Source organism: Paenochrobactrum sp. BZR 201-1, from assembly GCF_044987585.2.
Taxonomy (GTDB): Bacteria; Pseudomonadota; Alphaproteobacteria; order Rhizobiales; family Rhizobiaceae; genus Paenochrobactrum; species Paenochrobactrum pullorum.
In genome coordinates this window covers 1-22,384 of record NZ_JBJDRZ020000014.1, presented here as the reverse complement: position 1 = coordinate 22,384, position 22,384 = coordinate 1, and the positions used below count along the sequence as shown (strand labels likewise).

The 22,384-nt window shown below is 48.3% G+C and carries 21 protein-coding genes, 1 pseudogene and 1 riboswitch; of the genes and pseudogenes, 12 read left to right on the top strand and 10 right to left on the bottom strand.

From position 1 onward, the window contains the following. Positions 1 to 119: 119 nt before the first annotated feature. Positions 120 to 860, top strand: coding sequence for an AzlC family ABC transporter permease (locus ACI0FR_RS09920; protein ID WP_374832161.1), 741 nt, complete (start codon positions 120 to 122; stop codon positions 858 to 860). After that, the gene (locus ACI0FR_RS09915) at positions 857 to 1,156 is read left to right on the top strand and encodes an AzlD family protein (protein WP_374832001.1); all 300 of its coding nucleotides are present in this window, start codon (positions 857 to 859) and stop codon (positions 1,154 to 1,156) included. Before ACI0FR_RS09920 ends, ACI0FR_RS09915 begins: the two co-directional genes overlap by 4 nt. A gap of 35 nt (positions 1,157 to 1,191) precedes the next feature. Here the strand turns inward: ACI0FR_RS09915 and ACI0FR_RS09910 are convergent, their stop codons facing one another. From ACI0FR_RS09910 to ACI0FR_RS09885, 6 genes are all read right to left on the bottom strand, one after another. Next, positions 1,192 to 2,826: a dipeptide ABC transporter ATP-binding protein gene (locus ACI0FR_RS09910; protein WP_404908335.1), complete on the bottom strand. Its 1,635-nt coding sequence runs from the start codon at positions 2,824 to 2,826 to the stop codon at positions 1,192 to 1,194. After that, entirely contained in the window at positions 2,823 to 3,749 is a 927-nt protein-coding gene (locus tag ACI0FR_RS09905) for an ABC transporter permease (protein WP_404908332.1), read from the bottom strand. The genes ACI0FR_RS09910 and ACI0FR_RS09905 overlap by 4 nt, the downstream gene beginning before the upstream one ends. Next, on the bottom strand, positions 3,749 to 4,756 hold the full coding sequence (locus ACI0FR_RS09900; protein WP_404908330.1) for an ABC transporter permease: 1,008 nt from the start codon (positions 4,754 to 4,756) through the stop codon (positions 3,749 to 3,751). Before ACI0FR_RS09900 ends, ACI0FR_RS09905 begins: the two co-directional genes overlap by 1 nt. Positions 4,757 to 4,961: 205 nt before the next feature. After that, positions 4,962 to 6,551: an ABC transporter substrate-binding protein gene (locus tag ACI0FR_RS09895; RefSeq protein ID WP_404908328.1), complete on the bottom strand. Its 1,590-nt coding sequence runs from the start codon at positions 6,549 to 6,551 to the stop codon at positions 4,962 to 4,964. A 51-nt stretch (positions 6,552 to 6,602) separates the two neighbouring features. After that, entirely contained in the window at positions 6,603 to 7,280 is a 678-nt protein-coding gene (locus tag ACI0FR_RS09890) for an AroM family protein (RefSeq protein ID WP_404908326.1), read from the bottom strand. Positions 7,281 to 7,461: 181 nt separating this feature from the next. Further along, complete coding sequence (locus ACI0FR_RS09885) at positions 7,462 to 8,409, bottom strand: AroM family protein (protein WP_374831990.1); 948 nt, start codon at positions 8,407 to 8,409, stop codon at positions 7,462 to 7,464. 140 nt (positions 8,410 to 8,549) lie between these two features. On the opposite strand from ACI0FR_RS09885, the gene ACI0FR_RS09880 reads away from it, so the two are divergent. Next, entirely contained in the window at positions 8,550 to 9,629 is a 1,080-nt protein-coding gene (locus ACI0FR_RS09880; protein ID WP_374831988.1) for a DUF917 domain-containing protein, read from the top strand. Continuing rightward, the gene (locus ACI0FR_RS09875) at positions 9,626 to 11,161 is read left to right on the top strand and encodes a hydantoinase/oxoprolinase N-terminal domain-containing protein (RefSeq protein ID WP_404908323.1); all 1,536 of its coding nucleotides are present in this window, start codon (positions 9,626 to 9,628) and stop codon (positions 11,159 to 11,161) included. Before ACI0FR_RS09880 ends, ACI0FR_RS09875 begins: the two co-directional genes overlap by 4 nt. A gap of 86 nt (positions 11,162 to 11,247) precedes the next feature. On the opposite strand, the gene ACI0FR_RS09870 is transcribed toward ACI0FR_RS09875, so the two are convergent. Beyond that, entirely contained in the window at positions 11,248 to 13,467 is a 2,220-nt protein-coding gene (locus ACI0FR_RS09870; RefSeq protein ID WP_404909789.1) for a hypothetical protein, read from the bottom strand. A 251-nt stretch (positions 13,468 to 13,718) separates the two neighbouring features. Continuing rightward, positions 13,719 to 13,910, top strand: a riboswitch (cobalamin riboswitch). A 172-nt stretch (positions 13,911 to 14,082) separates the two neighbouring features. Between ACI0FR_RS09870 and ACI0FR_RS09865 the strand changes: the two genes are divergently transcribed. From ACI0FR_RS09865 to ACI0FR_RS09840, 6 genes are all read left to right on the top strand, one after another. Beyond that, positions 14,083 to 15,093, top strand: a complete 1,011-nt coding sequence (locus ACI0FR_RS09865) for an ABC transporter substrate-binding protein (protein ID WP_374831982.1) — start codon at positions 14,083 to 14,085, stop codon at positions 15,091 to 15,093. A 38-nt stretch (positions 15,094 to 15,131) separates the two neighbouring features. Continuing rightward, positions 15,132 to 16,145 (top strand): FecCD family ABC transporter permease, encoded by a 1,014-nt coding sequence (locus ACI0FR_RS09860; RefSeq protein ID WP_461667940.1) that lies wholly within the window; start codon positions 15,132 to 15,134, stop codon positions 16,143 to 16,145. Beyond that, positions 16,142 to 16,915, top strand: a complete 774-nt coding sequence (locus tag ACI0FR_RS09855) for an ABC transporter ATP-binding protein (RefSeq protein WP_374831980.1) — start codon at positions 16,142 to 16,144, stop codon at positions 16,913 to 16,915. Before ACI0FR_RS09860 ends, ACI0FR_RS09855 begins: the two co-directional genes overlap by 4 nt. Then, positions 16,915 to 17,340, top strand: coding sequence for a pseudoazurin (locus ACI0FR_RS09850; protein WP_374831978.1), 426 nt, complete (start codon positions 16,915 to 16,917; stop codon positions 17,338 to 17,340). Before ACI0FR_RS09855 ends, ACI0FR_RS09850 begins: the two co-directional genes overlap by 1 nt. Then, on the top strand, positions 17,340 to 18,107 hold the full coding sequence (locus ACI0FR_RS09845) for a class I SAM-dependent methyltransferase (protein ID WP_404908316.1): 768 nt from the start codon (positions 17,340 to 17,342) through the stop codon (positions 18,105 to 18,107). The genes ACI0FR_RS09850 and ACI0FR_RS09845 overlap by 1 nt, the downstream gene beginning before the upstream one ends. 126 nt (positions 18,108 to 18,233) lie before the next feature. Continuing rightward, positions 18,234 to 19,904, top strand: coding sequence for a formate--tetrahydrofolate ligase (locus tag ACI0FR_RS09840; RefSeq protein WP_404908314.1), 1,671 nt, complete (start codon positions 18,234 to 18,236; stop codon positions 19,902 to 19,904). Between the two features lie 107 nt (positions 19,905 to 20,011). Here ACI0FR_RS09840 and ACI0FR_RS09835 read toward each other — a convergent pair whose 3' ends face one another. Together ACI0FR_RS09835 and ACI0FR_RS09830 are read right to left on the bottom strand one after the other, a co-directional pair. After that, positions 20,012 to 20,248 (bottom strand): hypothetical protein, encoded by a 237-nt coding sequence (locus ACI0FR_RS09835; protein ID WP_374831972.1) that lies wholly within the window; start codon positions 20,246 to 20,248, stop codon positions 20,012 to 20,014. 64 nt (positions 20,249 to 20,312) lie between these two features. Continuing rightward, a pseudogene (locus ACI0FR_RS09830) lies at positions 20,313 to 20,489 on the bottom strand (plasmid stabilization protein); the annotation flags it as partial. Between the two features lie 202 nt (positions 20,490 to 20,691). Here ACI0FR_RS09830 and ACI0FR_RS09825 point away from each other — a divergent pair. Next, a complete protein-coding gene (locus ACI0FR_RS09825; RefSeq protein ID WP_374831970.1) occupies positions 20,692 to 20,904 on the top strand; it encodes a hypothetical protein in 213 nt (70 codons plus the stop codon). Positions 20,905 to 21,032: 128 nt separating this feature from the next. On the opposite strand, the gene ACI0FR_RS09820 is transcribed toward ACI0FR_RS09825, so the two are convergent. Then, positions 21,033 to 21,200 carry a hypothetical protein gene (locus ACI0FR_RS09820; protein WP_374831968.1) on the bottom strand — a complete coding sequence of 56 codons (168 nt, stop codon included), beginning with the start codon at positions 21,198 to 21,200 and terminating at the stop codon, positions 21,033 to 21,035. Positions 21,201 to 21,659: 459 nt separating this feature from the next. Here ACI0FR_RS09820 and ACI0FR_RS09815 point away from each other — a divergent pair, with 459 nt between their 5' ends. Further along, positions 21,660 to 22,178: a GNAT family N-acetyltransferase gene (locus tag ACI0FR_RS09815; protein ID WP_374831966.1), complete on the top strand. Its 519-nt coding sequence runs from the start codon at positions 21,660 to 21,662 to the stop codon at positions 22,176 to 22,178. Positions 22,179 to 22,384: the final 206 nt, after the last annotated feature.

Genomic DNA, 22,384 nt, shown 5'->3' with positions numbered 1-22,384 from the left:
TTAAAATGATAATTGATATTTACTGCTATAAATATCTTTTACAAGTCCATAATAGCTATGAAATTGCTTTGATAATGGATTATCTTGCTATTAAAGATCACTCATTCAGTCAGAATATTATGGATATTTCGCATAGCTTTGTAGCGCCGGACAGTAAAGCAGTTTGGCGATCGGAATTCTGGCGCGGTATGACAACCGGCATACCGGTGTTGCTGGGCGTTGTGCCTTATGCTTTGGTGCTGGGTGCGCAAGCTGCTCAAAAAGGTCTGACCGTTGCAGAAGTGCCCTTGATGACAGGGCTTAACTTTGCCGGCGGTTCGGAGTTTGCGGCTATTCAGCTCTGGACATCGCCACCACATATTTTGCTGATTGTCGCCATTACTTTTTTGGTCAATAGCCGTCACTTGTTGATGGGCGCAGCTTTGGCTCCATTTATCAAGCACTTGCCGAAGCGAAAAGCACTGGCTGCGTTGTTTTTGATGTGTGATGAAAGCTGGGCACTGGGTCTTGACGACGCACGAAAGCGCAAGTCACAAGGTTTTATGACGCCTTTCAGTATGCCGTTTTATTTAGGTGTGGCACTGCCGCTTTATATTATGTGGGTGCTGTTTACTTTGCTTGGGGCAGGTTTTGGCCCAATGATGGGTGACCTACGTGTTTATGGCCTTGATATGGCATTTCCGGCGGTGTTTCTGGTGCTTCTTGCCGGTATGTGGAAAGGTTTTGCCGCAGCACGGCCTTGGCTTGTGAGCCTTGTCGTGGCGGCAGGTGTTTATTTGACATTACCCGGCGCTTGGTATGTCGCAGCAGGTGCCGTCTCCGGCTTGTTGGCCGCTTATTTTTTGGCAGAAAAAGAATGATTGATCCGATTGTTGCCGTTACCATTTTTCTGATGGCAGGTGTTACTTATCTCACCCGTATTGGTGGCTATGTGTTGCTTCGCAATCGTGTTTTAAGCAAACGCGCAATGGCGGTGATGGAAGCCGCACCGGGTTGTGTGCTGATTTCAGTTATTGCGCCGGATTTTGTTTCTAATAATCCGGCGGATTTACTGGCATTGGCTATCACTATTTTTGCAGCAACCCGTTTTTCGATGCTGCCGACAGTGATAATCGGCATTATTTCGGCGGGTATTTGTCGCGCACTGATTGGTTGATAGTTTTAAGGGTACTTTGAAAGTGCCCTTAAATTTCACATTCCCAATGCTGCACGGGATGTTTTGCGTCCGCTTTCAATCAGATCACGGGTATATTGCTGCTGCGGATTGCTGAAAATATTTTCAACTGTTCCCTGTTCGACGATTTTGCCGCGGCGCATGACGATGACGCGGTTGCAGATCTCTTTAATCACCGCCAGATCATGCGAAATAAAGAGATAAGTCAGGTCAAGCTCGCGGCGCAGTTCCTGTAAAAACTCCAGCACCTGTGCCTGTACTGAAACGTCAAGTGCCGATGTCGGCTCATCGAGGATCAAGAGTTTCGGATTAAGGGCAACAGCACGGGCAATACAAATTCGCTGCTTCTGTCCGCCCGATAATTCATGCGGATAGCGATATTTGAAATTGCGTGGCAATTGCACAATATCCAAAAGCCTGTCGACTTGAGTTTCAATCTCATGCCGCTTCAATTTCGATTGCAGGCGCAATGGCTCACCAATCGCATCGGCAATATTGTGACGGCCATTGAGTGCTGAATGCGGATTCTGGAACACAAGCTGCATATGACGACGCATCAGACGCATATCTTCTTGGCCTAATTGACAGATGTTTTTGTCGTCAAAAAACACATCGCCCGATGTGGGTTCAACAAGGCGCAGGATGAGACGGGCAAGGGTCGATTTGCCAGAACCGGATTCACCGACAATGCCGACGATTTCGCCTTTATTGGCGTGAATGCTCACACCACCAACAGCAGCAAATTCACCGCCATCTTTCAGCTTATAGATCTTCTTAAGATTGCTTACCTGCAAAAGCGGTTTTGCATCCGTTTCCGCAGTGGTTACAGTTGTCGTAATCGGATTATTGATATCCGGCATCGCTGCCAGCAAGCGCTTGGTATAATCATCTTGCGGATTGGTCAGGATGTCATTCGTCAAACCCTGCTCAACAATTTCACCCTTATACATCACCGCACAGCGCTTGGCGACGGTGGCGATAGCCCCCATATCATGGCTGATCATGATGACAGTAAGATTGAGCTTTTTAACCAGTTCATTAACCAGATCAAGCACTTGAGCCTGAACGGTCACATCGAGCGCTGTGGTCGGCTCATCGGCAATGAGCAGATCCGGCTTGCCGCATAGTGCCATCGCAATCAGAATCCGTTGACGCATGCCGCCGGACAATTGATGCGGATAGCTGTTAAAGACGCGTTCCGGTTCCGGAATGCCGACTTGCGCGAGCAATTCAAGCGTTGTGTCTTTGCGTTGCTGCTTGCTGGACTGTGTGCCGCCTGCCGCTTTTTCATGCGCTCGCATCACATCGCCGATTTGTTGACCAACGGTGAAAAGCGGATTGAGATAGGTCATTGGATCTTGGAAGATCATGGAAATACGAGTGCCGCGAATTTTGCGCCAGCCTCTATTATCCAGACCGATGAGGTCGATATTATCGAAACGCATTGAACCATTTTTGACTTCAGAGCGTTTCGGCCCGATACCTAAAACTGTCCGCATCAGCACGGTTTTGCCCGAGCCGCTTTCGCCGACAATACCAAGCGTATCGCCGCGATAAACATCCAGATTGATGTTTTTGAGGATTGGCAACGAGCCGTCAAATGTTCCGATATTCAGGCTGAAATCCTGAATTTTCAATAATAATTCACTCATCTTTCGCGGCTCCGCGGGTCGAGAATATCACGCAGGCCATCGCCCAGCAGATTAAAGCCTAGTACGGTCAGGAAAATAGCGGCGCCAGGGAAGAAGGAATACCACCACCAATCCGGCATATAGCTGCGGGCAATTGAAATCATCGCGCCCCATTCCGGTGAAGGCGGGCGTGCGCCAAGGCCGATAAAACCCAAACCGGCCGCAGACAAAATTGCCATGCCCATATCCATGCTCATTTTGACAATGATCGGTGAAAGGCAATTGGGCAGAATATGGTGCCATAAAATCCACGGTGTTTTCGCACCGATGGAACGAGCGGATTCCACAAACAATTCTTCTTTCACGGAAAGCGTTTTTGCTTCCACCAAACGCACATAACCAGGCCACCAGACAATCGCCAAAGCGATGAGGCAATTGGTAAGGCTTGCGCCAAGGGCGGCCACAATGGCCAATGCGAGTGCGAGACCCGGAACAGCAAGGAAAAGCTCTGTCACACGCATGATGACAGCGCGCACCCAGCCACCTTTATAGCCGGCGATAATGCCGAGCGGAATGCCGATCAGCGCGCCAAGACCGGTGATGACAATACCGATCCAGAGACTCGTTCGCGCGCCGATGATGACGCGGGAGAAAATATCTGCCCCCATTTCATCTGTGCCGAACCAGTGTTCAGCACTTGGCGGCAGCAGGCGTTGGCTCATATGCACTGCACCGGCTGCATCTTCCGGATAAGGCACCAGCCATTGGCCAAATGCTGCTAAAAACAAAAATAGCAGTACTAAAGCCAAGCCAAGCATGGAGGAAAAGCTGGAGCGGAACATATGCGCATAGAGACGCCATTGGCGGATCTGGCTTGCGTGTTTCTCGCGAAAACTCAATTTGTTTTGCGCCTGAGGTGAGGTGTTTACAGAAGGCGTATTCATCATGCTTTCCTCAAACGTGGATCAATCCATGCATATGCCAGATCAACTAAAGTGTTCGCTACTACGAAGAAGAAAGCGATAATCAGGGTGACACCGACAACCGGCTTGAAATCGGATGCGAGAGCGGAAGAAACCGCATAAAGACCAATGCCCGGCCAGTCGAAAACGGTTTCAACCAGAACAGTTGAACCCAGCATCCAGCCAAAGCGTAAACCAATCATGGCAAGCGTTGGCAGCAGCGCGTTTTTAAGCGCGTAAATGGCAATGATACGTTTTGACGAAATGCCATGCGCACGGGCGGCAACAATATAATCGGATTGCAGCACTTCCACCATTTCCGCGCGGTTGACGCGCAGGATCGAGGCAAGACACGGAAAGGAGAGAACAAAGGCAGGCAGCAAAATATGTTTGAGTGCCACAACAAATGTTGAAAATTGTCCGGCGATCAAACTATCGACCAGCAGCATACCAGTGACTGTTTCAGGCGGGCGGGTAACAAGCGGTAATTGACCGGAAACCGGCAACCAGCCAAGATCGACCGCAAAGAAAAGCTGCAATAAAATACCAAACCAAAAGGCAGGCAGCGCCACACCGGAAATGGAAAAAATACGGGTGGTATGATCAAGCGGTCCGTCCTTATAGACGGCTGATAGAATACCAAATGGCACACCGATCAGCACACCAAACATCATGGCGACAAGCACCAGTTCCAGTGTCGCGGGCGCATAGCGCAGCAATTCATCCATAACCGGACGGGTAGTGACGATGGACTGACCAAGATCGCCCTTAATCAAACCGCCCATATAGACGACAAATTGTTCGGTCACCGGTTTGTCGAGCCCGTATTCCACTCGGATGGTTTCAACCATATCTTCCGTGGCATTAGGGCCGGCAACCAGACGTGCAGGATCACCGGGGGCAATATTCGTAATGACAAAAGTGAGCGCCGCTACCCCTATCATCGTGAATATCAGCGTCATTATTTTTCGTAAGGTAAATGATAACATGGCATTTCCCGGTTGACCGGCAACAAACAGCAAACTGTCGGTACCGTTGAGCGTATGCAGAAATTTTACACACGACCTTTTACTTAACACATTGTTTTTATTATTTTCATGGTGAAGCCTTCAGTTTGCTTCACCATGAAATAATCCGATGCAACTATAACCGATGGGGACGGTCACAATCTTGATGCATCAGCTTTGACCAGTGTTATTGTTCTTTGATCCATAAAGGATAAAGGTCAACTTCACCGGTGAAATGCACAGGGCTAAACTTGAAATCCTGCAAATAGTCCTGATGTGCCCAGCGTCGATTTTGCAGCATGCCGAATACTTCCGGCTGATCGGCAACGATCTGGGTTTGTATGTCTGCATAAAGCTTGGCGCGTTCATCCCAGCTGGTGCTGGCGCGGGCCTGATCAATTTTCTTGGCCACTTCCGGATTGTCATAGAATGACATCGCGTAATACTGACCCCAGCTGTTTGGATGATACTGATAGGCAACAGCATCCGGGTCGGTTGAAATTGGTGTTGTGTAAACAGAGGTCATTGCGGGCGCTGTTTCTACCTTTGCCCCATTGGCCACCATGTTCGGCCATTGCTCTGGCTGGATTTCGACATTGATGTTGAGCTCTTTAAGGTTCTCCATCAATACAAGGCCAATACGGCGGGCTTCTTCAAGGCCGGCCACATGCACATAGGGCAGGGTGATACCACCATCCGGATAGGCAGATTTGGCCAGATATTCTTTGGCCTTTACCATATCACGTCGCGGCATGCCTTCCACTGCAATATGGCCTTTCATAGCATCCGGCAACGGGCTGGTTTCAAGCGATGCATCACCATTATAAATCTGCACCAGCGCATCATAATCCATAGCATAGGCAATGGCTTTACGTAAGTTGATGTCGGCAGTCGGGCCTTTCTGCGTGTTGAGTTTGATGCCAAAAGTGGTCATGCCTTTGTGATTCTGAATAGTGATATTCGGAATACGTGCCACCTGCACATAATCGTCGGAGGTCAGACCTTCGGCAATATCCACTTCACCACGCTGCAAGGCGGCTTTTTGTGCGGCAGGTTCACGGATGATTTTGTAGATCACACCGGCAGGGCGATTTTCACCTTGCGGCCAGCCACGCCAATAATCCGCATTCGCCTTCATGGAATAAAGAACATTCGGCTCCCAGCGATCCATCGTGAAGGGGCCGGAGCCTGCTTCATTATCAGTCAGCCATTTCTGGCCGTAATCGCCATCCACTTCATTGGCTTTCACCTGATTTGGATTGACAATATACCACCAAGGCAGGAAGGAGATGAACGGCGCATAAGGTGCATCGAGTTCAAATTTGACCGTATGCGCGTCAACAACAGTGATGCCCTCCGGCTTGAGGAAATCTTTCAGCATCCATGCGATGCCTTTGTTGAGCTTTAACCCGCGCTCGAATGAATAACGCACGGCTTCCGCATCAACCGGATCGCCATTGTGGAATTTTGCATTGTCTGCAAGATGGAATGTCCATGTTTTGCCGTCTTCGCTCACATCCCAGCTTTTGGCCAGCCACGGCTTGATTTCTGCCGGATCGCCTTCATATTTCAGCAATGCATCATAGAAACCTTGCTGCACCATACGTGTTGACCAGTCATAGCGCACATGCGGATCAAGCACCGGAATAGCCTGACGACCGGCAAAGACGATGATGTTGCCATCTTCGGTGCGCTCAAAAGCATTTGCTGGTGTCAGCATGGCGGTAGAGGCCAAAAGCCCCGCAAAAACCGTGTATCGGATCAGTTTTTCTAACATCAGAATTCCCCTTTTATCCATGGTTTTAAAAAATAACGGAACAGGCAGCGCTTAGATCATCTGGCGGATAGTGCTGGAGACAATGCGGCGGGACAAAAGCACTGGCGCTTTGCAAGACGAGCGGGCGCGCTCAAGCATTGCACCCGAATAGCCCATGCAATGCATGATAATGAGGCTGCAATCACTAAGCTCGGCAGCCTTCTTTTCGATGTCGCCACCGGCATAGGGTGACGCGGCAACCAATTTGGTTTTGCCTGAAAAAACATGGCGCTCGTGGAAATCATTGATCTGACGCTCAAGCGGCAGGATGACACCCAAAGTGCCGTCATCGGTGAGTGCCGCAACAGTTGCATCAACAATGCGCTGTGCCTCGACAACGAGGGTTTTTTTCAAAGGTACTATATGCGTACCGGTGCAAAGCAGTACAATCAGATTGAAACCCTGATTGTCGATTGTTTGCAGGATCAGATTAAGCCGTTCTTCGGTCAGTTTTTTGGATGTGACAATCTCGACGCCGCTTTTGAGACGTGTTGCAAAAGAATGCTCACCCTCTTGCGCATGAAGTGCGTTGAGTTCCGCGTCATTTAAACCATCCAATACGCCGAATTCCTGGCATGTTACCTCAACGCCATTTAATCCGGCGGTAATGTCGGCCATCATTTCCGGCACAATATCAATACGCGGCGTCTGCCCGATTGTTACAAAAGCAATGCGAAAAGACTTCACCATGATTTCCTCACCATTCACTACCCATCCCTGAATAAGCAAGAGTAATGCGCGTGAAGGCTGTTTCTCTATAGGGTTATTCCCCTATATGGAGTTTTTTATGCAGGAAATTGCGCTACGCGCTCGGTGAAAAAGAATCAGTGTGATGGCACACTGATTGAAAATCATAGGAAATATCACATTTTTAAGCGTGGCCGGATGTGATCACCAAGCGGATAAGCGCATTGGAAGAGGAGACTTCCATCTTGCTTAAAACATTAGAACGGTGAATTTCCACGGTCTTCGGGCTGATATCCAGCTGTCGGGCAATCGCTTTGTTGGAAAGACCTTCGGCAACCAAAGACATTACCTGTCGTTCACGCGGGGTAAGACGGGCAAGTTTTTCTGAAAATTCTTGTGTGACCCCCGGTAAAACAATCGTTTGTGTTTGATAAAGTAGCAGTCTGATTGCGCTTGATACAATACGGCGTGCCAAAATCACTGGTTTGCCGCTGGCACGAGCAACGACTGCACGATCAGCCTCAGTGTAAGCCACTGAATTTAAAACAATAATATCTGTGTCTGCCAGATCAATCAGAGCTGCAGCCAATTGGCCGCGATCATTGTCGCGCGCATGGCTTGCCACGATTTTATAATCGACAAGAGCCGGAATATCGAACTCCTGCAATTGGCGCTCCAATGGCATGATGATGCCGACGGTCGAACCTTGTGCAGCCAGCGAAATAATCGCCGATTCAATGGCGCGTTGGGAGTTGACGGTCGGGCAATTACTTTCAAAATCGCGGAAAAGGCCGGTCGATAAAATGGCGACCAGATCATATTCTCCGGGGCGGAATTCAGCGACGATTTTGGCCATTCTTTCGCTGATAGCAGATTTAGAGAGCACAATATTAGAGCCATCGGCAAGTCGGGTGACTATGCTCGCTTCATCGCCTTTAACAGCAAATGCTTCAATTTCTGCCGCTGACAGATTGTCGAGCGCCCCGATTTCCAGTGTTTCCAATGGTACATCAAGGTTTTGCATCATTTCTTCGATCAGGTCGTGGCGCGGCGATTGGCCGACAGTGACAAACATGATGCGACGAAGCATTTTTTCCGACTGTTCTTTGGAGCCGTTTTTAACGGATGGCACCAGATATTCTCCTCAAACTCCCGATTGTATCACGGATATTCTCTGATTCTCGCGCAATTCTACACTCTTATAGGGGTGGTTCCCTATAGGCACGCATTAACTTCGAAGGCTAGTGTTAAATATATTTTTCGGAGGGAAGCATGATCCGTGATTTTGACGAAACAGAAATTGATCCGCTGGCAACCGGCGCGTGGATCTTGGGAACTGGTGGCGGCGGCAGCCCTTATTTAGCACAGTTGAACCTCAAAAAACTGTATAAAGAGGGTAAGCGCTGCAAGCTTATCGATCCGGCAGCGCTTGATGATAATGACGCCGTGGCGGTTGTGTCCAAAATGGGCGCACCTTTGGTTGGTCAGGAGCGTCTGGTTGATCCGGCGCATCTGGCGCGTGCCATGCGTTTGATGGAAGATTATACCGGCCGTAAATTCCGCGCTGTAATGAGCGTTGAAATTGGTGGCGGTAATGCTTTGTCACCTTTCCTGGCGGCAGCCCATCTCGATATTCCGGTGGTGGATGCCGATGCGATGGGGCGCGCCTATCCGGAAGCGCAGATGACTAGTTTTGCGATCGGCGATTTGTCGATGTATCCGCTGACATTGGTCGATTGCCGTGACAATGAAGCCATTGTTGCGAAGGCTGCTTCCTGGAAGTGGATGGAACGTATTTCGCGTAAAATTTGTACCGAAGTGGGTTCCACATCCGCGACCTGTAAAGCTCCGCGTACCGGCCGTGAAGTGAAAGACTGGGGTGTGCTCAACACGGTTACCAAGGCTGTCGCTTTGGGACGCGTTGTTGCTGAGGCGCGTAGCAAACACGAAGATCCGGTAGCTGCCGTTTTGGCGCATGAAGGCGGCAAACTGCTGTTCAAAGGCAAGGTCTGCGACGTGGACCGCACCACAACAGGCGGTTTCTTACGTGGTTCAGCCAAAATCGAAGGGTTGGACAATGATAAAGATTCCATATTTGAACTGAGCTTTCAGAACGAATGGGCGGTTGCATTCCGTGACAATCAGCCGATTGCCATGACACCCGATCTAATTTGCTTGCTGGACACTGTTTCAGGCGAAGCAATTGGTACAGAAACCGTTCGCTACGGCCAGCGCGTTACAGCCATTGCACTGCCTGCGCCGGATGTTTTGTGCACGCCTAAAGGCTTGGAACATGTAGGCCCGCGTGCATTTGGTTATGACATTGACTTTAAATCGGTATTTGGATCATGAAACGCATAGGTATTGACGTTGGCGGCACCAATACGGATGCCGTACTCATCGATGGTGATACAGTTATCTCCACCATCAAATTTCCAACCACCGCTGATGTTATGCATGGCGTGGTCAATGCGATCAATAAAGTGATGGCAGACCAACCGGCAGATGCAACGCCGGTTGATGCGGTGATGATAGGCACCACGCATTTTACCAATGCTGTTGTTGAACGTAGCCGTTTGGAGCGCGTGGCTGCCATTCGTATTGCCATGCCGGCAGGGGCATCTTTGCCGCCGATGGTCGACTGGCCGGAAGAGTTGCGTGACGAGGTTAATCCTTTATCTTTTATGGTGGAAGGCGGTCATGAATATGATGGTCGTCCGCTCGTACCGCTGGATAAAAATGCCATCCGTGAAGCTGCAAAAAAAATCCGTGATGCCGGTATTACATCGGTTGGAATTACAGCACTTTTCTCCCCGCTTACTACTGAATGTGAAGATGAGGCTGCCGAAATCGTGCACTCGATCATTCCGGATGTGCGCGTTACCTGCTCCAACACGCTTGGCCGCATTGGTCTGCTGGAACGTGAAAACGTCACATTGCTGAATGCTGCCCTGCAAGGTCTTGGTCAACGCACCATCGACTCATTCGGTAAAGCACTGGTGGAAGCTGGGATTAGCGCTCCTTTCTATCTGACCCAAAATGACGGTACTGTTGTATTGGCAGAGGTGGCAGCCGCCAATCCGGTTTATAGTTTTGCCTCCGGCCCGACCAATTCCATGCGCGGTGCGGCTTTCCTCACCGGCTTGAAAGAAGCCATGGTGATTGACGTTGGCGGCACCACTTCTGACGTTGGCTGTCTGATTAACGGCTTCCCGCGTGAGGCCAATAATGTGGTGGAAGTTGGCGGCGTCCGCACACTTTTCCGTATGCCGGATTTGCTGCCATTTGCTTTGGGCGGCGGCACGATCATCAATACGGAAACCGGTCAGGTTGGCCCGCGCAGTGTCGGCTATCGTATTACCGAAAAAGCACTGGTTTTTGGTGGTGATGTGCTGACGGCCACTGATATTGCTGTGGCTGCGGGTCTCGTGGAAATTGGCGACCGTGATCGTGTCAAGCATCTCGATCAGACCTTTGTGCAGACGATCTTGAAGCGTATCAACACGATGGTTGAAGACAATGTCGACCGCATGAAAACCTCGGCTGAAAACGTCAATGTGATTGCCGTTGGTGGCGGTGCCTTCCTGATCCCTGAAAAGATCAAGGGCGTGAGCGAAGTGTTAAGTGTTGAACATGCCGGCATTGCCAATGCACTTGGTGCTGCTATGGCGCAGGTTTCTGGCGAAGTGGATCAGGTTTTCTCAGGACTTAGCCGTGAAGAAGCACTGGCAGCCGCTGAAAAACTGGCGCGTGAGCGTGCGATTGAAGCAGGTGCCGCACCAGACAGCATTGATCTGCTGGATACCGAAGATATTCCTATTGCTTATTTGCCGGGTGATGCCCGTCGCGTCCGCGTTAAAGTGGTTGGCAATATCACGCTTTAATAGGCTAAAATGAAAAGCCCCCGTTATTAAACGGGGGCTTTTGCTTATTTCAACAGGTTTCTATCACTGGAAATGAATGATCGTTTTCACTCAGTTGTTGCTTTGATTGTCACCTTTTCCAGCAAGCTCAGCGGGTTTTGTGTTGCTGCGAACGCTTCAAATGCGCCAATACCTTTTTCATTTTTCGACTTGATCGAGAGTGTGAAAATATTCGGATTGGCGATGAAACGGTTCAATGTTTCTACAACCTCTTGAATTTGCTGATTTTTACCAGCAAATTCAGCTGCAAACATGGCAATCATCAGAGTCGTCAGCTGGCGTGCTTCTTCTTCGGTTGAACCATTTTCAAGTGCGGCTAATTTAAACGCTTTGTTAATCATGCCCTCATCATGGATACGAAGGTTGATTTCTTTAGCCTTCAATCCAAGAGCTGCAACTTGCATCATAACCTTGTCACCGGAGAAAAACTCGCGTGACATGTTGCCCATCACACCTGACAGCGCAAATGATCCAAGATTTTCACCCTTGTAGGAAATGTCTTTGATGAGTAGCGATTCACTTGGCTCATCCCAGACAATATGGGTGTTGGATGAAATGTTCACATTGTCCAGACCGAGTTCGCGCAGTTTGAGTGCGAAGTTATCCTGAATCTCCTGTAACGGAATATTCACACCGTCATAGCCGATTTGAATATCTGTCGGTATGCCATTGACTGGTTTGAGGAAGGAAAAGATCGCGTTTTTCATTTTAAATTTAACGCGTGTCGGTGCGGCAGATAAGGCTGTATCGACTTCCGGCTCATCAGTCATTTCTTCAATGACATTTTCGCCATCGTCTTCATCATCCTGTTGCGTGACTTCTTCATTTCCGGCTTGATCTTCGGAGTTAGGCTTGATTATTTCATCCGCATCATCTTGATCATTGCCCTCATCAGGTGTGATGGCAGTATCAGGTGTATCCTCGATACCTTCTAAATCTTCCTCATCGATCGTTTCGCCTTCATCCATCTGGTCGGATTCTGTATTTGGCAGATCAATATCCAAGCCACTTAAACGGAAGGTGCCAATGGTCGGCATCAGCGTCGTAAATGGAAATTTATCGATTTCGTCGGTTGGGACATCAATAAGCTTTTTACCGGCTTCAAGTGTGGCAGCATAGTCGAAACCATCCCATGTGAATCCGTCCATGCGGAAATAATCGGTTTCGGTGCCGATTTTCAAACCTTTGAGCGCCATATCAAAGGCCTGTTTGTCGAAATTCATCGTGACATTGGCAATGGTAGCGGAAGGCTTGGTTTCATCAATTGGTGTGATGTTGATATCAATGAGTTCGACATCACCTTTGCCCATAATCTCGTAAATTTTAATAATATTACGGAATAGTTCGCGGCGCTCATCATCACTTAGATCGTCGATATTTTCAACCGAGCCCATGTCTTGCATAATTTGCCAGAACGGAACTTCCGGCAGACGCATGGAGAAACCGGCACTTTTAATTTCGTTGATTGTCGCTGTTGCTTCCGGCAGTTTGAACGAAATATTTTTGGTTGAATAGGTCCCTTGAATAGGCTTGAGCTCATTGTTGGCTGGGCCAGCCTTTTCAGTATAAAAACGGGTCATGAAGGCGGCATCAATATCTTTGCCATCCGTTGTACCAATAAGAACAGACATTGGCTCTTTGTTGACGGAGCCGTCATCTTTAGGCACTGAAACGGTCATATCCACTTGAGCCGCTTCAAGTTGCATGGAGGCTATCTGGCCGTTTTTCACATCATTCAATGTGAGATTTTTATATAAAGTCTTTTGCTTTGTATCGAGGAAATTTTGCTCGAACTGTATTTCGGAGACATGAATTTTTTTAGCTGAAAAGCGCTCTACTCTTTCTGCCGGTGTCAGTTTGCTGCTGCCACCAAAAAGTTCGGATAAGACTTGTTTGTTGAAATTGGCATCATCAATTTGAAGCTGGGGAATAGTGATTTTGAACTGAGCGGTTTCAGTCGTAATGCCGGTGGCATCTGCTTTTCCGGTCAAGAATAAAAATTGCGGGCGGCCGTCGAATGTCGCAATATTAATGGTCTGGTCGTTTTTGAGCGGCAAGGTTACATTTTTAAGATGAATATTGCCGAAAAAATCAGCGGAAACCGTTTCCGCTTTACCACCACGTTTTTCAATCTGCTGACGAATATTATTTTGTAAATTATATTTGTAACCGGTTACACCGGCACCAGCCACAACGATGATTGCTACAGTGGTCCACAGAAGCGCTTTGCGCCCTTTTCCGCGAGCGGGTTGAGACTGATCTGACATTGAAACCTCTAAAATCTGCATTTATCATAATTTGCTAAATTGATTAAGCAGTCGCTGCTTTAGTCGCAAGTAAAAAAACATGTCGGTTTGTGTTTATTCGATGCTGATCGAAAAAACTAAACCGGTTGTTGAAATGAATAATAATAGCCGCGCTGATTTAACTCTTGTCTTTGATCAATCTTATCGAGGCTTTTTGTTGGAGATACAAAGCCTTGATTGATCATTGGTGACTTGCAGGATTAAATGGGTTCGATTAGACCTTGTTTGCCGGTTTCCATTGGGAATCAAAAGGGAATCCGACATCGCAAAATGATGAAACGGAACTGCCCCCGCAACTGTAGGCGATGAGCGTGCAGCAACAAGTCACTGTGATGAAAATCATGGGAAGACGTTGCACGTGACGATCCGCCAGTCAGGAGACCTGCCGGCAAAAAACTGTAACGCGGCCCGGACGGGGTGTCCGGGGGGGTGTCGTATGATTTTTGCCACAAGACGCAATAGTGCGTCCGCCATAGCCAGCTTAGAGATAACAGTCGACAAGGCTGCTTTTTACCTATGCTATTGCACCGGCATTCCCTCCCTGTTTTCCGGTCGCCTCACCAACCGGAGACGTACATGTTTCACAAGAGACTGATTGCAGCAGCACTGACAGCTGTCTGTTTTACATTGCCGGCCAAGGCCGAAACCAGCTATCCGCTGAGCCTCAACAATTGCGGCGTTGACCTGCGCTTTGAAGCAGCGCCGAAAAGCACCGTCAGTATCGGTCAGGCAGCAACAGAAATTCTTTATTCTCTGGGTCTTGGTGATAAGGTTCTTGGAACCGGCGTCTGGTTCACCGATGTTTTGCCTGAATATAAATCGCTCAATGACGGCATTGAGCGCCTTGCCGACAATGATCCGAGTTTTGAAGCAATTGTTGCCAAAAAACCTGAAATGGTAACGGTTCAATATGAGTGGCATATCGGCCCGCAGGGTATTATTGCCACCCGCGAACATTTCAATGATATCGGTATTCCAACCTATATTCTGGCAACCGATTGTATGAATAAAGACAATAGTGTTGGTTCGGATGGTACCCGTTCCGATATGTTCAAAATTGACAATGTCTATGCGAGCATTAACGAGCTTTCGCAGATTTTCAACGTGCCGGAAAAAGGCGAAGAGCTGGTTGCAAGCCTGAAAGCGCGTGAAGCAGCAGCGGCAGAAAAAGCAAAATCCTTAGGCCTTGCCGATGCGTCTGCATTGTTCTGGTTCTCTTCGGCAGAAATGGATGTTGATCCATATGTCGCTGGTAGCAAAGGTGCACCTGCCTATATGATGGAAAAGCTTAATCTTCGTAATGTCATTGAAAGTGACGAAGAATGGCCGACTGTCAGCTGGGAGACCATTGCCCGTGCTAATCCGACGGTGATTGTCATCGCTGAAATGTCACGCCGTCGTTTCCCGGCCGATGATGTTGAAAAGAAACTGGAATTCTTGAAGAATGATCCGGTTGCCAGCCAGATGGATGCGGTCAAGAATGGTCATATTATTGTTTTGAACGGTCATGCGATGGATCCTTCCATCCGTAATGTGGCAGCTGTTGAATTTTTGGCAGAAAAACTGGCCGGATTTGACCTGAAATGATTGTAACGACAGCCTCCGGCACCTTTGGCCGCACTGCAATGGTGTGGAAAATCTTTCTTTGGACTGTGCTGGGGGCTGGCGCTTTGATGCTGGCCATCCTCATCGGTGTGGTCATTGGTGAAACGCCATTGCCGCTGGATACAGTGACAGCGGTGTTTGCCAATAATCTGTGGGGCGCCACCCATGAGGTTGACCGGATCGATCAGGGTATTATTTGGTCTTATCGCTTGCCACGCACACTGGTGGCAGCGGCTTGCGGTGCAGGTTTGGCGCTTTCCGGTGTTGTGCTGCAATCTTTGGTACGTAATGCTTTGGCCGATCCCTATCTTTTAGGGGTTTCGGCAGGCGCATCCACCGGTGCCGTTGCCGTAACGGTACTTGGTATCGGCGGCGGCATGATTGGTATTTCCGTTGGTGCTTTCAGTGGTGCAGCTTTGGCTTTTTTACTGGTGGTAGCACTGGCGAAAGCGGCTGGTGGCGGATCGGTGCAGCTTGTTTTGGCAGGGATTGCCGGATCGCAGCTTTTTAATGCACTGACGTCTTTTTTTATTGCAAAATCGGCAAATGCTGAACAAGCACGCGGCATCATGTTTTGGCTGCTTGGCAACTTATCGGGAGTGCGTTGGCCGGATGTAACTTTGGCTGTGCCCGCTGCTTTTTTCGGTTTTTTGGTTTGCCTGTGGTTTATACGTGCCATGGACGCCTTCACTTTCGGCGCATCCTCTGCTGCCTCTTTAGGTATTGCCGTGAGACGTGTGCAGATCATGCTGATTGGTGCGACGACGATTATGACGGCAACTATGGTGAGCTTGGTTGGTTCCATTGGCTTTGTCGGGCTGGTTATTCCTCATGCCATGCGTTTTGTAGTCGGCCCCCGTCATGGAAGACTGGTTCCGGCTTCTGCTTTGGCGGGTGCGGTTTTCTTGATTGCAGCCGATATTGCCTCGCGCACCCTGATATCAGGACAGGTGGTACCGATCGGGGTTGTGACCGCGCTTGTCGGTGCACCCGGTTTTGCGCTGATTTTAATCAGTAACCGGAGGCGGACATGAGATTAAGCGCTGAAAATCTCGGTTGGACGACCAAGGGCAAAACGATTGTTGCGGATGTCTCTATTGATATTCAACCGGGAGAAAGTTTTGGTCTGATTGGGCCAAATGGCTCCGGTAAATCGACCCTGTTGCGATTGCTGGCTGGCTTGGTACCACGCGCGCAAGGCAAGGTGATACTAGACGGGCAATCTATTCAGCGGCTTTCAAGGCGTGAAATAGCACAGCATATTGCCGTCGTTGAACAAATTGCCGAAACCACGGAAGCACTGCTGGTGCGTGATGTCGTTGAACTTGGGCGCACACCTTGGCTTTCGGCACTTGCCCCTTTCGGCACGCAAGATCGCGTAATCGTTAACGAGGCACTTGCAGCGGTTGATATGTGCCACATGGTTGACCAGGATTGGGCAACACTTTCCGGCGGGGAGAGACAGCGTGTCCATATTGCGCGTGCGCTGGCGCAGCGCCCGCGTCTTCTCATTCTTGATGAGCCGACAAACCATCTGGACATTCATCATCAATTAGCCCTCTTGCGCTTGGTTAGTTCTTTGCCGGTCACTGTGGTGATGGCGCTGCATGACCTTAATCAGGCAATGCAATGTGACCGTTTGGCGGTCATGGATAAAGGCCGCATGATTGCATGTGGTGCGCCGGCAGAAGTGCTGACGCCTGAACGTATCTCAGGCATTTTTCGTGTTGGTGCCCGTCCGCTCCATGATTGTACCGATGACAGTATGATTTTTCGTTTCCACCATTTAGAGGAACAGAACTGATGAAATTCATTGCCGCTTTGTTGATGGGACTGGTTGTAACACCTGCACTCGCCGAAACATGGGAAGTGAAAATGTATAACCGCAATGAGCATGGTTCGATGATTTATGAGCCGGAATATTTGAAAATTGCACCCGGTGACTCTGTCAAATTCGTCAAGTCACACCCGGGCCATAATGCGGCAACCATTGACGGTATGATTCCCGAAGGTGCAGAGCCGTTTAAGTCAAAAATCAATGAAGAAAATTTTACCATCAGCCTGCCTGTCGAAGGTAGCTATGCGATTAAATGTTCACCGCATTACGGCATGGGCATGGTGATGCTGATTGAAGTGGGTGAAAATGCGCCGGCTCCTGTTTTGGCGGACGATATGCCCAAGCGTGCGCGTGAGCGGTTTGAAAAGATTATTGCCGGGAACCGCTCCTAATGAGCAGTAATTATGACCTGATCGAAGATATTCGCGATTACTGGTCACGTCGTTCAAAAACATTCGATCTGGCATTTGGCCATAAGATTGCAGATGGTTTGGAGGCTGGTGCTTGGGCACAGCCTATCCGTGATCATTTAGGCGAACCGCCTTTACGGGTTTTGGAACTTGCCTGCGGAACCGGTGAGGTGACGAAGCTTGTTCATGGCCTTGGTCATGATGTGACGGCGATTGATTTTTCTGAAGATATGCTGGCCGTTGCTCGTGCCAAACATGCAGGCAAAGAAAACTTGCGCTTTCTTCTGGCCGATGCCGGTCAAACAATGGAACCGGCAGATAGCTATGATGTTATTTTATGCCGGCATCTGGTCTGGACACTGGTGGAACCGGAAGTTGCTTTTGCTGACTGGTTCCGGATTTTGCGTTCAGGTGGCAAATTATTGATTTATGATGGTGATTGGGCAAAGCCGAAGCCGTCTGGTCGCTGGGCTGCGTGGCTGTTGGGAATCTGGGATCGTTTGTCACCCGATGATTATTATGATGGTGCCATCAGTAAGCGACACGCTACAATTATGGATCGGTTGCCCTTTGGTGACGGCTTGACCGCAGAACGTCTTATTCCGCTGCTTGAGGCTGCCGGATTTCATATCAAGTGTCAGTTGTCTCATGAGCCGATTGCCCGTGCACAGAGACGCACATGCGGTTTGCGTAATAACTTGCGCACACGTGTTTACAATCGTTTTATTCTGTTGGCCGAGAAACTTTAATTTTGAAGAGCGGTATTGTTTATTTGGAAAACATTGGATGACCATCAAATGTTTCACAATGACATTGTGAAAACCAATTGCGATTGGCTATGAGTAGTCAACCCTGTTTTGCTACTGGAGTGTTCAATGAAGTCTGATATCGAAATCGCTCGCGCTGCTCATAAATTACCCATCACCGAGATTGCTGCGAAGCTTGATCTCGTGACAGATGATTTTTTGCCTTATGGTCATGATAAAGCAAAGCTGACGCATGATGTAGTCAACCGATTAAAAAGCAAGCCGCGCGGCAAACTTGTTTTGGTAACATCCATTAACCCGACACCTGCGGGTGAAGGCAAAACGACGACATCTGTCGGGTTGGGCGATGCACTAAACAGAATGGGCAAAAAGGCTGTCATTTGTCTGCGTGAACCAAGCTTGGGGCCTAACTTCGGCATGAAAGGTGGTGCTGCGGGTGGCGGCTATTCGCAAGTTATTCCGATGGAAGATATCAACCTGCATTTCACCGGTGATTTTCATGCGATCAGTAGCGCCAATAATTTGCTCGCAGCGATGATCGATAATCATATCCATTGGGGAAATGATCTAAAATTTGATACGCGCCGTGTCACATGGCGTCGTGTGGTTGACATGAACGATCGCGCTTTGCGTGATATCACGGTTGCATTAGGCGGCCCTGCCAATGGATATCCGCGCGAAACCGGTTTTGATATTTCTGTGGCCTCTGAAGTGATGGCCATTCTTTGTCTTGCCGAAGATTTGGCGGATTTAAAAGCGCGCTTGGCACGTATCATTGTTGGTTACAACTTGGATAAACAGCCGATTACCGCCGCCGACCTTAAAGCAGATGGTGCAATGACGTCATTGCTGAAAGATGCTTTGCAACCAAATCTGGTGCAGACAATTGAGAATAATCCGGTATTGATCCACGGCGGACCATTTGCCAATATTGCGCATGGTTGCAATAGTGTGATTGCAACCAAAGCTGCGTTGGCGCTGGGCGATTATGTCGTTACGGAAGCAGGCTTCGGCGCTGATCTTGGGGCAGAGAAATTCTTCAATATCAAATGCCGGAAAGCAGGTTTGAGTCCTGATGTTGTTGTAGTGGTTGCTACAATCCGTGCCCTGAAAATGAATGGCGGCATGGCCAAGAGTGAGCTTGGTGTCGAGGATACGCAAGCATTGAAAAACGGCAGTGTTAATCTTGTCCGGCATGTTCAAAATGTGCAAAAATTCGGTTTACCGGTTGTGGTGGCTATCAACCATTTTGCAACAGACACGGATGCAGAAACTGCACTTTTGAATGAAATTTGTGACGATTTGGGTGTCAAAGCTATCTTGTGCCGTCATTTTTCTGAAGGTGGGGCAGGTGCGGAAGTTTTGGCGCATGAAGTTGCCCAATTGGCCGATAATAATCACGACACATTAAATTTACTATACGAAGATCATTTGCCTTTATGGGAAAAAATCCAAGTAGTGGCCCGTGAAATTTATGGCGCAGCTGATGTCAGTGCGGATGCTTCTGTGCTGAAGCAATTGGAGCTGTGGCAGAATGCGGGTTTTGGCAACTTGCCGGTTTGCATGGCCAAGACGCAATATAGTTTTTCAGCGGATCCCACCTTATTAGGCGCACCTTCCGGACATATAATTCCTGTCAGGGAAGTAAAATTATCAGCTGGTGCAGGATTTATTGTGGTCATTTGCGGAAGCATCATGACGATGCCGGGGCTTCCGCGTGTGCCAGCTGCTGAACATATCGGCTTGAATGCAGAGAATGAAATTCAAGGTCTGTCTTAATAACCATCTTGAATATTAATTACCCAAGGGATGATGGATTTTCATCCTAAATGTTAAGCAAAGAACTGCAGTGATCACCCAAGCCGGACTACAGGCTTGGGCGATTTTTATTTTTCTTGCATGATTTTGCGTCTCTGCCAGTAACGGTTGCGCAGGCGTGGTGCTATAATCCACGAAATGAACGGGGTAATCAGAAAACTTAAGATAATGACTGCCGGTAACAAATATTTTGCTTCTTCTGAAAGTTCCGGCACCGACAAGACGATTACTGCTCCGATACCAAAAAGAACGGCACTAACCATCACGCTTAATGCGGCCGCAATCTGAAATCTGACTGATGTCATTTTCTCCTCCTTTTTAAAACTTAAAGGTCAGGATGAGTTATTTTTTCTCCGCTGATTTTTTATGTTTGGCACGTCCGGAGCCACCTGGTTTTTTACCCCCGCCATCTTGTTTGTTGACGGTTGCCCATGCAATCCTTTCGGCTTCTTTTTCCGGAGTGCCGTCTTTTTCATATCCTTCGGCTATATGTTCTGCTTTGCGTTTTTGCTTGTCCGTATATTTGGACTTGTCACTGCGTTCCATTGTCTTCTCCTATATCTAAGTTGAATGACAAACGCTCTGTAAAGGTAACGGCGGGCAAAGCTTATTGGTTCCGGATAAAATAAATTCAAAATTCAATTCACAAAATAATTCTAATATATCAAAGACTTGATGAAACGATCCAGGTGCAGAAGCATTTACTTTATGTACGTCATAACAATGATCGACAAGATGGAGAATGAACATGCGCCGTATTCTTATTGCAACTTTCGCAACTGCCGCCCTGATGTCTTTTGCAACTGCACAAACCGTCACTACAACAGAAACAGAAGTTTTTGTTACTGCGCAAACCGCCATTCTCATCTGCACACAACTGATCGTCGTTGCCGGATTGATTTCGACGGGGCAATTCTTGAGAGAAGATCAAGAGCTTCGCCCTTTCTGCCTTCTGCTATAAAATCCGCTAGAAGCACCCACTCACGCCATGAGCGGTCTGTGTAAGCTTCGTTGTCGCCACCGTTTCGGCGGCTTTCTAGCTCGTGGACAAGCTGCGTCGTGGATATTTCATCTATGTAGTCGATAGCGTCAAAATCGATACAAGCCATTACCGACCTCCCGTATTTTCATAAGGCAGTCAGAGCCAATGAATTGTGCTTCTTCTGGCGTGATGTAGCCGGAGCTTTGCTCACGTTTAGCCATAAGAATTTGTGCAAAGGCTCTTGAAATGAATTTACCGCGATGGTTGGCAGTCATTGGCTTGCCTGAGTACGCCATCCACTTACGAATGCCTTCTCATGCCATTTTCATGGCTTTTGACTGGGTAGAGTAATCACGGGGGCGCTTTGCAGGCCGCGCTGCATCCGTGGCAGTAACCCTTTGTGCGCCCGTTAAATCTGTGTGTGCAATCTGCAAAGCTGATCATTCAGGTAAACCAATCACATCAACCACGAAAAAGGTCTGTGTATTGGATGAGGCAGACGGTATGCATCTGCCTCATATGGTGGCTTATCTCAAGTGCGGGCTGACATCGCTAATAAAGCTTTACGGAATTTAAAAAAGAACATAGCGTGACTCATTAAAGAACTTGACGGGAACATGATTTAATGTCACTCTACATAACACTGGGTAATCCGATTTGAAAGGCAGCTTAACAGCTGCTTTTTGTTTAGTACTGTGACATTTCAATTATAAATATATTTGACGACATAAGAATTGGATTGCTATGTAGTTTTTATGATTATATGTCCAGAAACCCCTGAAGATATACAAAATATTCGTGATTTAGTCACTTCGGCTTTTGAAGATGCCCCACATAGCGACAGGACAGAAGCATTTATTGTTGACGGCCTGAGAGAAGCTGGCGCATTAACAATTTCACTTGTAGTTGTTCAAGCTGATCGGATTGTAGGACACGTTGCGTTCTCGCCGGTGGCAATCGAAGGGGCTGGGGCAGGGTGGTATGGCCTTGGGCCAGTTGCTGTACATCCTGATTACCAGAAAACAGGCATTGGCACTAAGCTTATTGAAGCTGGTCTGGCAAAGTTGAAGGCACTGTCTGCTTCAGGATGTGTGGTTCTGGGTGATCCGCAGTATTACGCAAGATTTAACTTTAAGTGCGACCCGGCTTTGGTTTTCCGGGGTGCACCTGTTGAATACTTCCAGTGCTTGGATTTCACTAATGAACCAAGACACGGCACAGTCTTTTATCACGAAGCTTTTTATGGGGCTTAAGCCAGTTTATAAAATTTGATTGTATGATAACGGTCTTGCACTGGCTGAGTGATGATGAAAGAATAAGACCTTAGGCAAGATATGAGAGAGGCAGCTTAAAGGCTGCCTTTTCGCATTATGCATTAATGCGGAAGAATTGAATTAATACGATTTACCAAGTCATCTAACTCAAATCTAATGGCTTCGATTTCTTTTTCGTGTTCTGA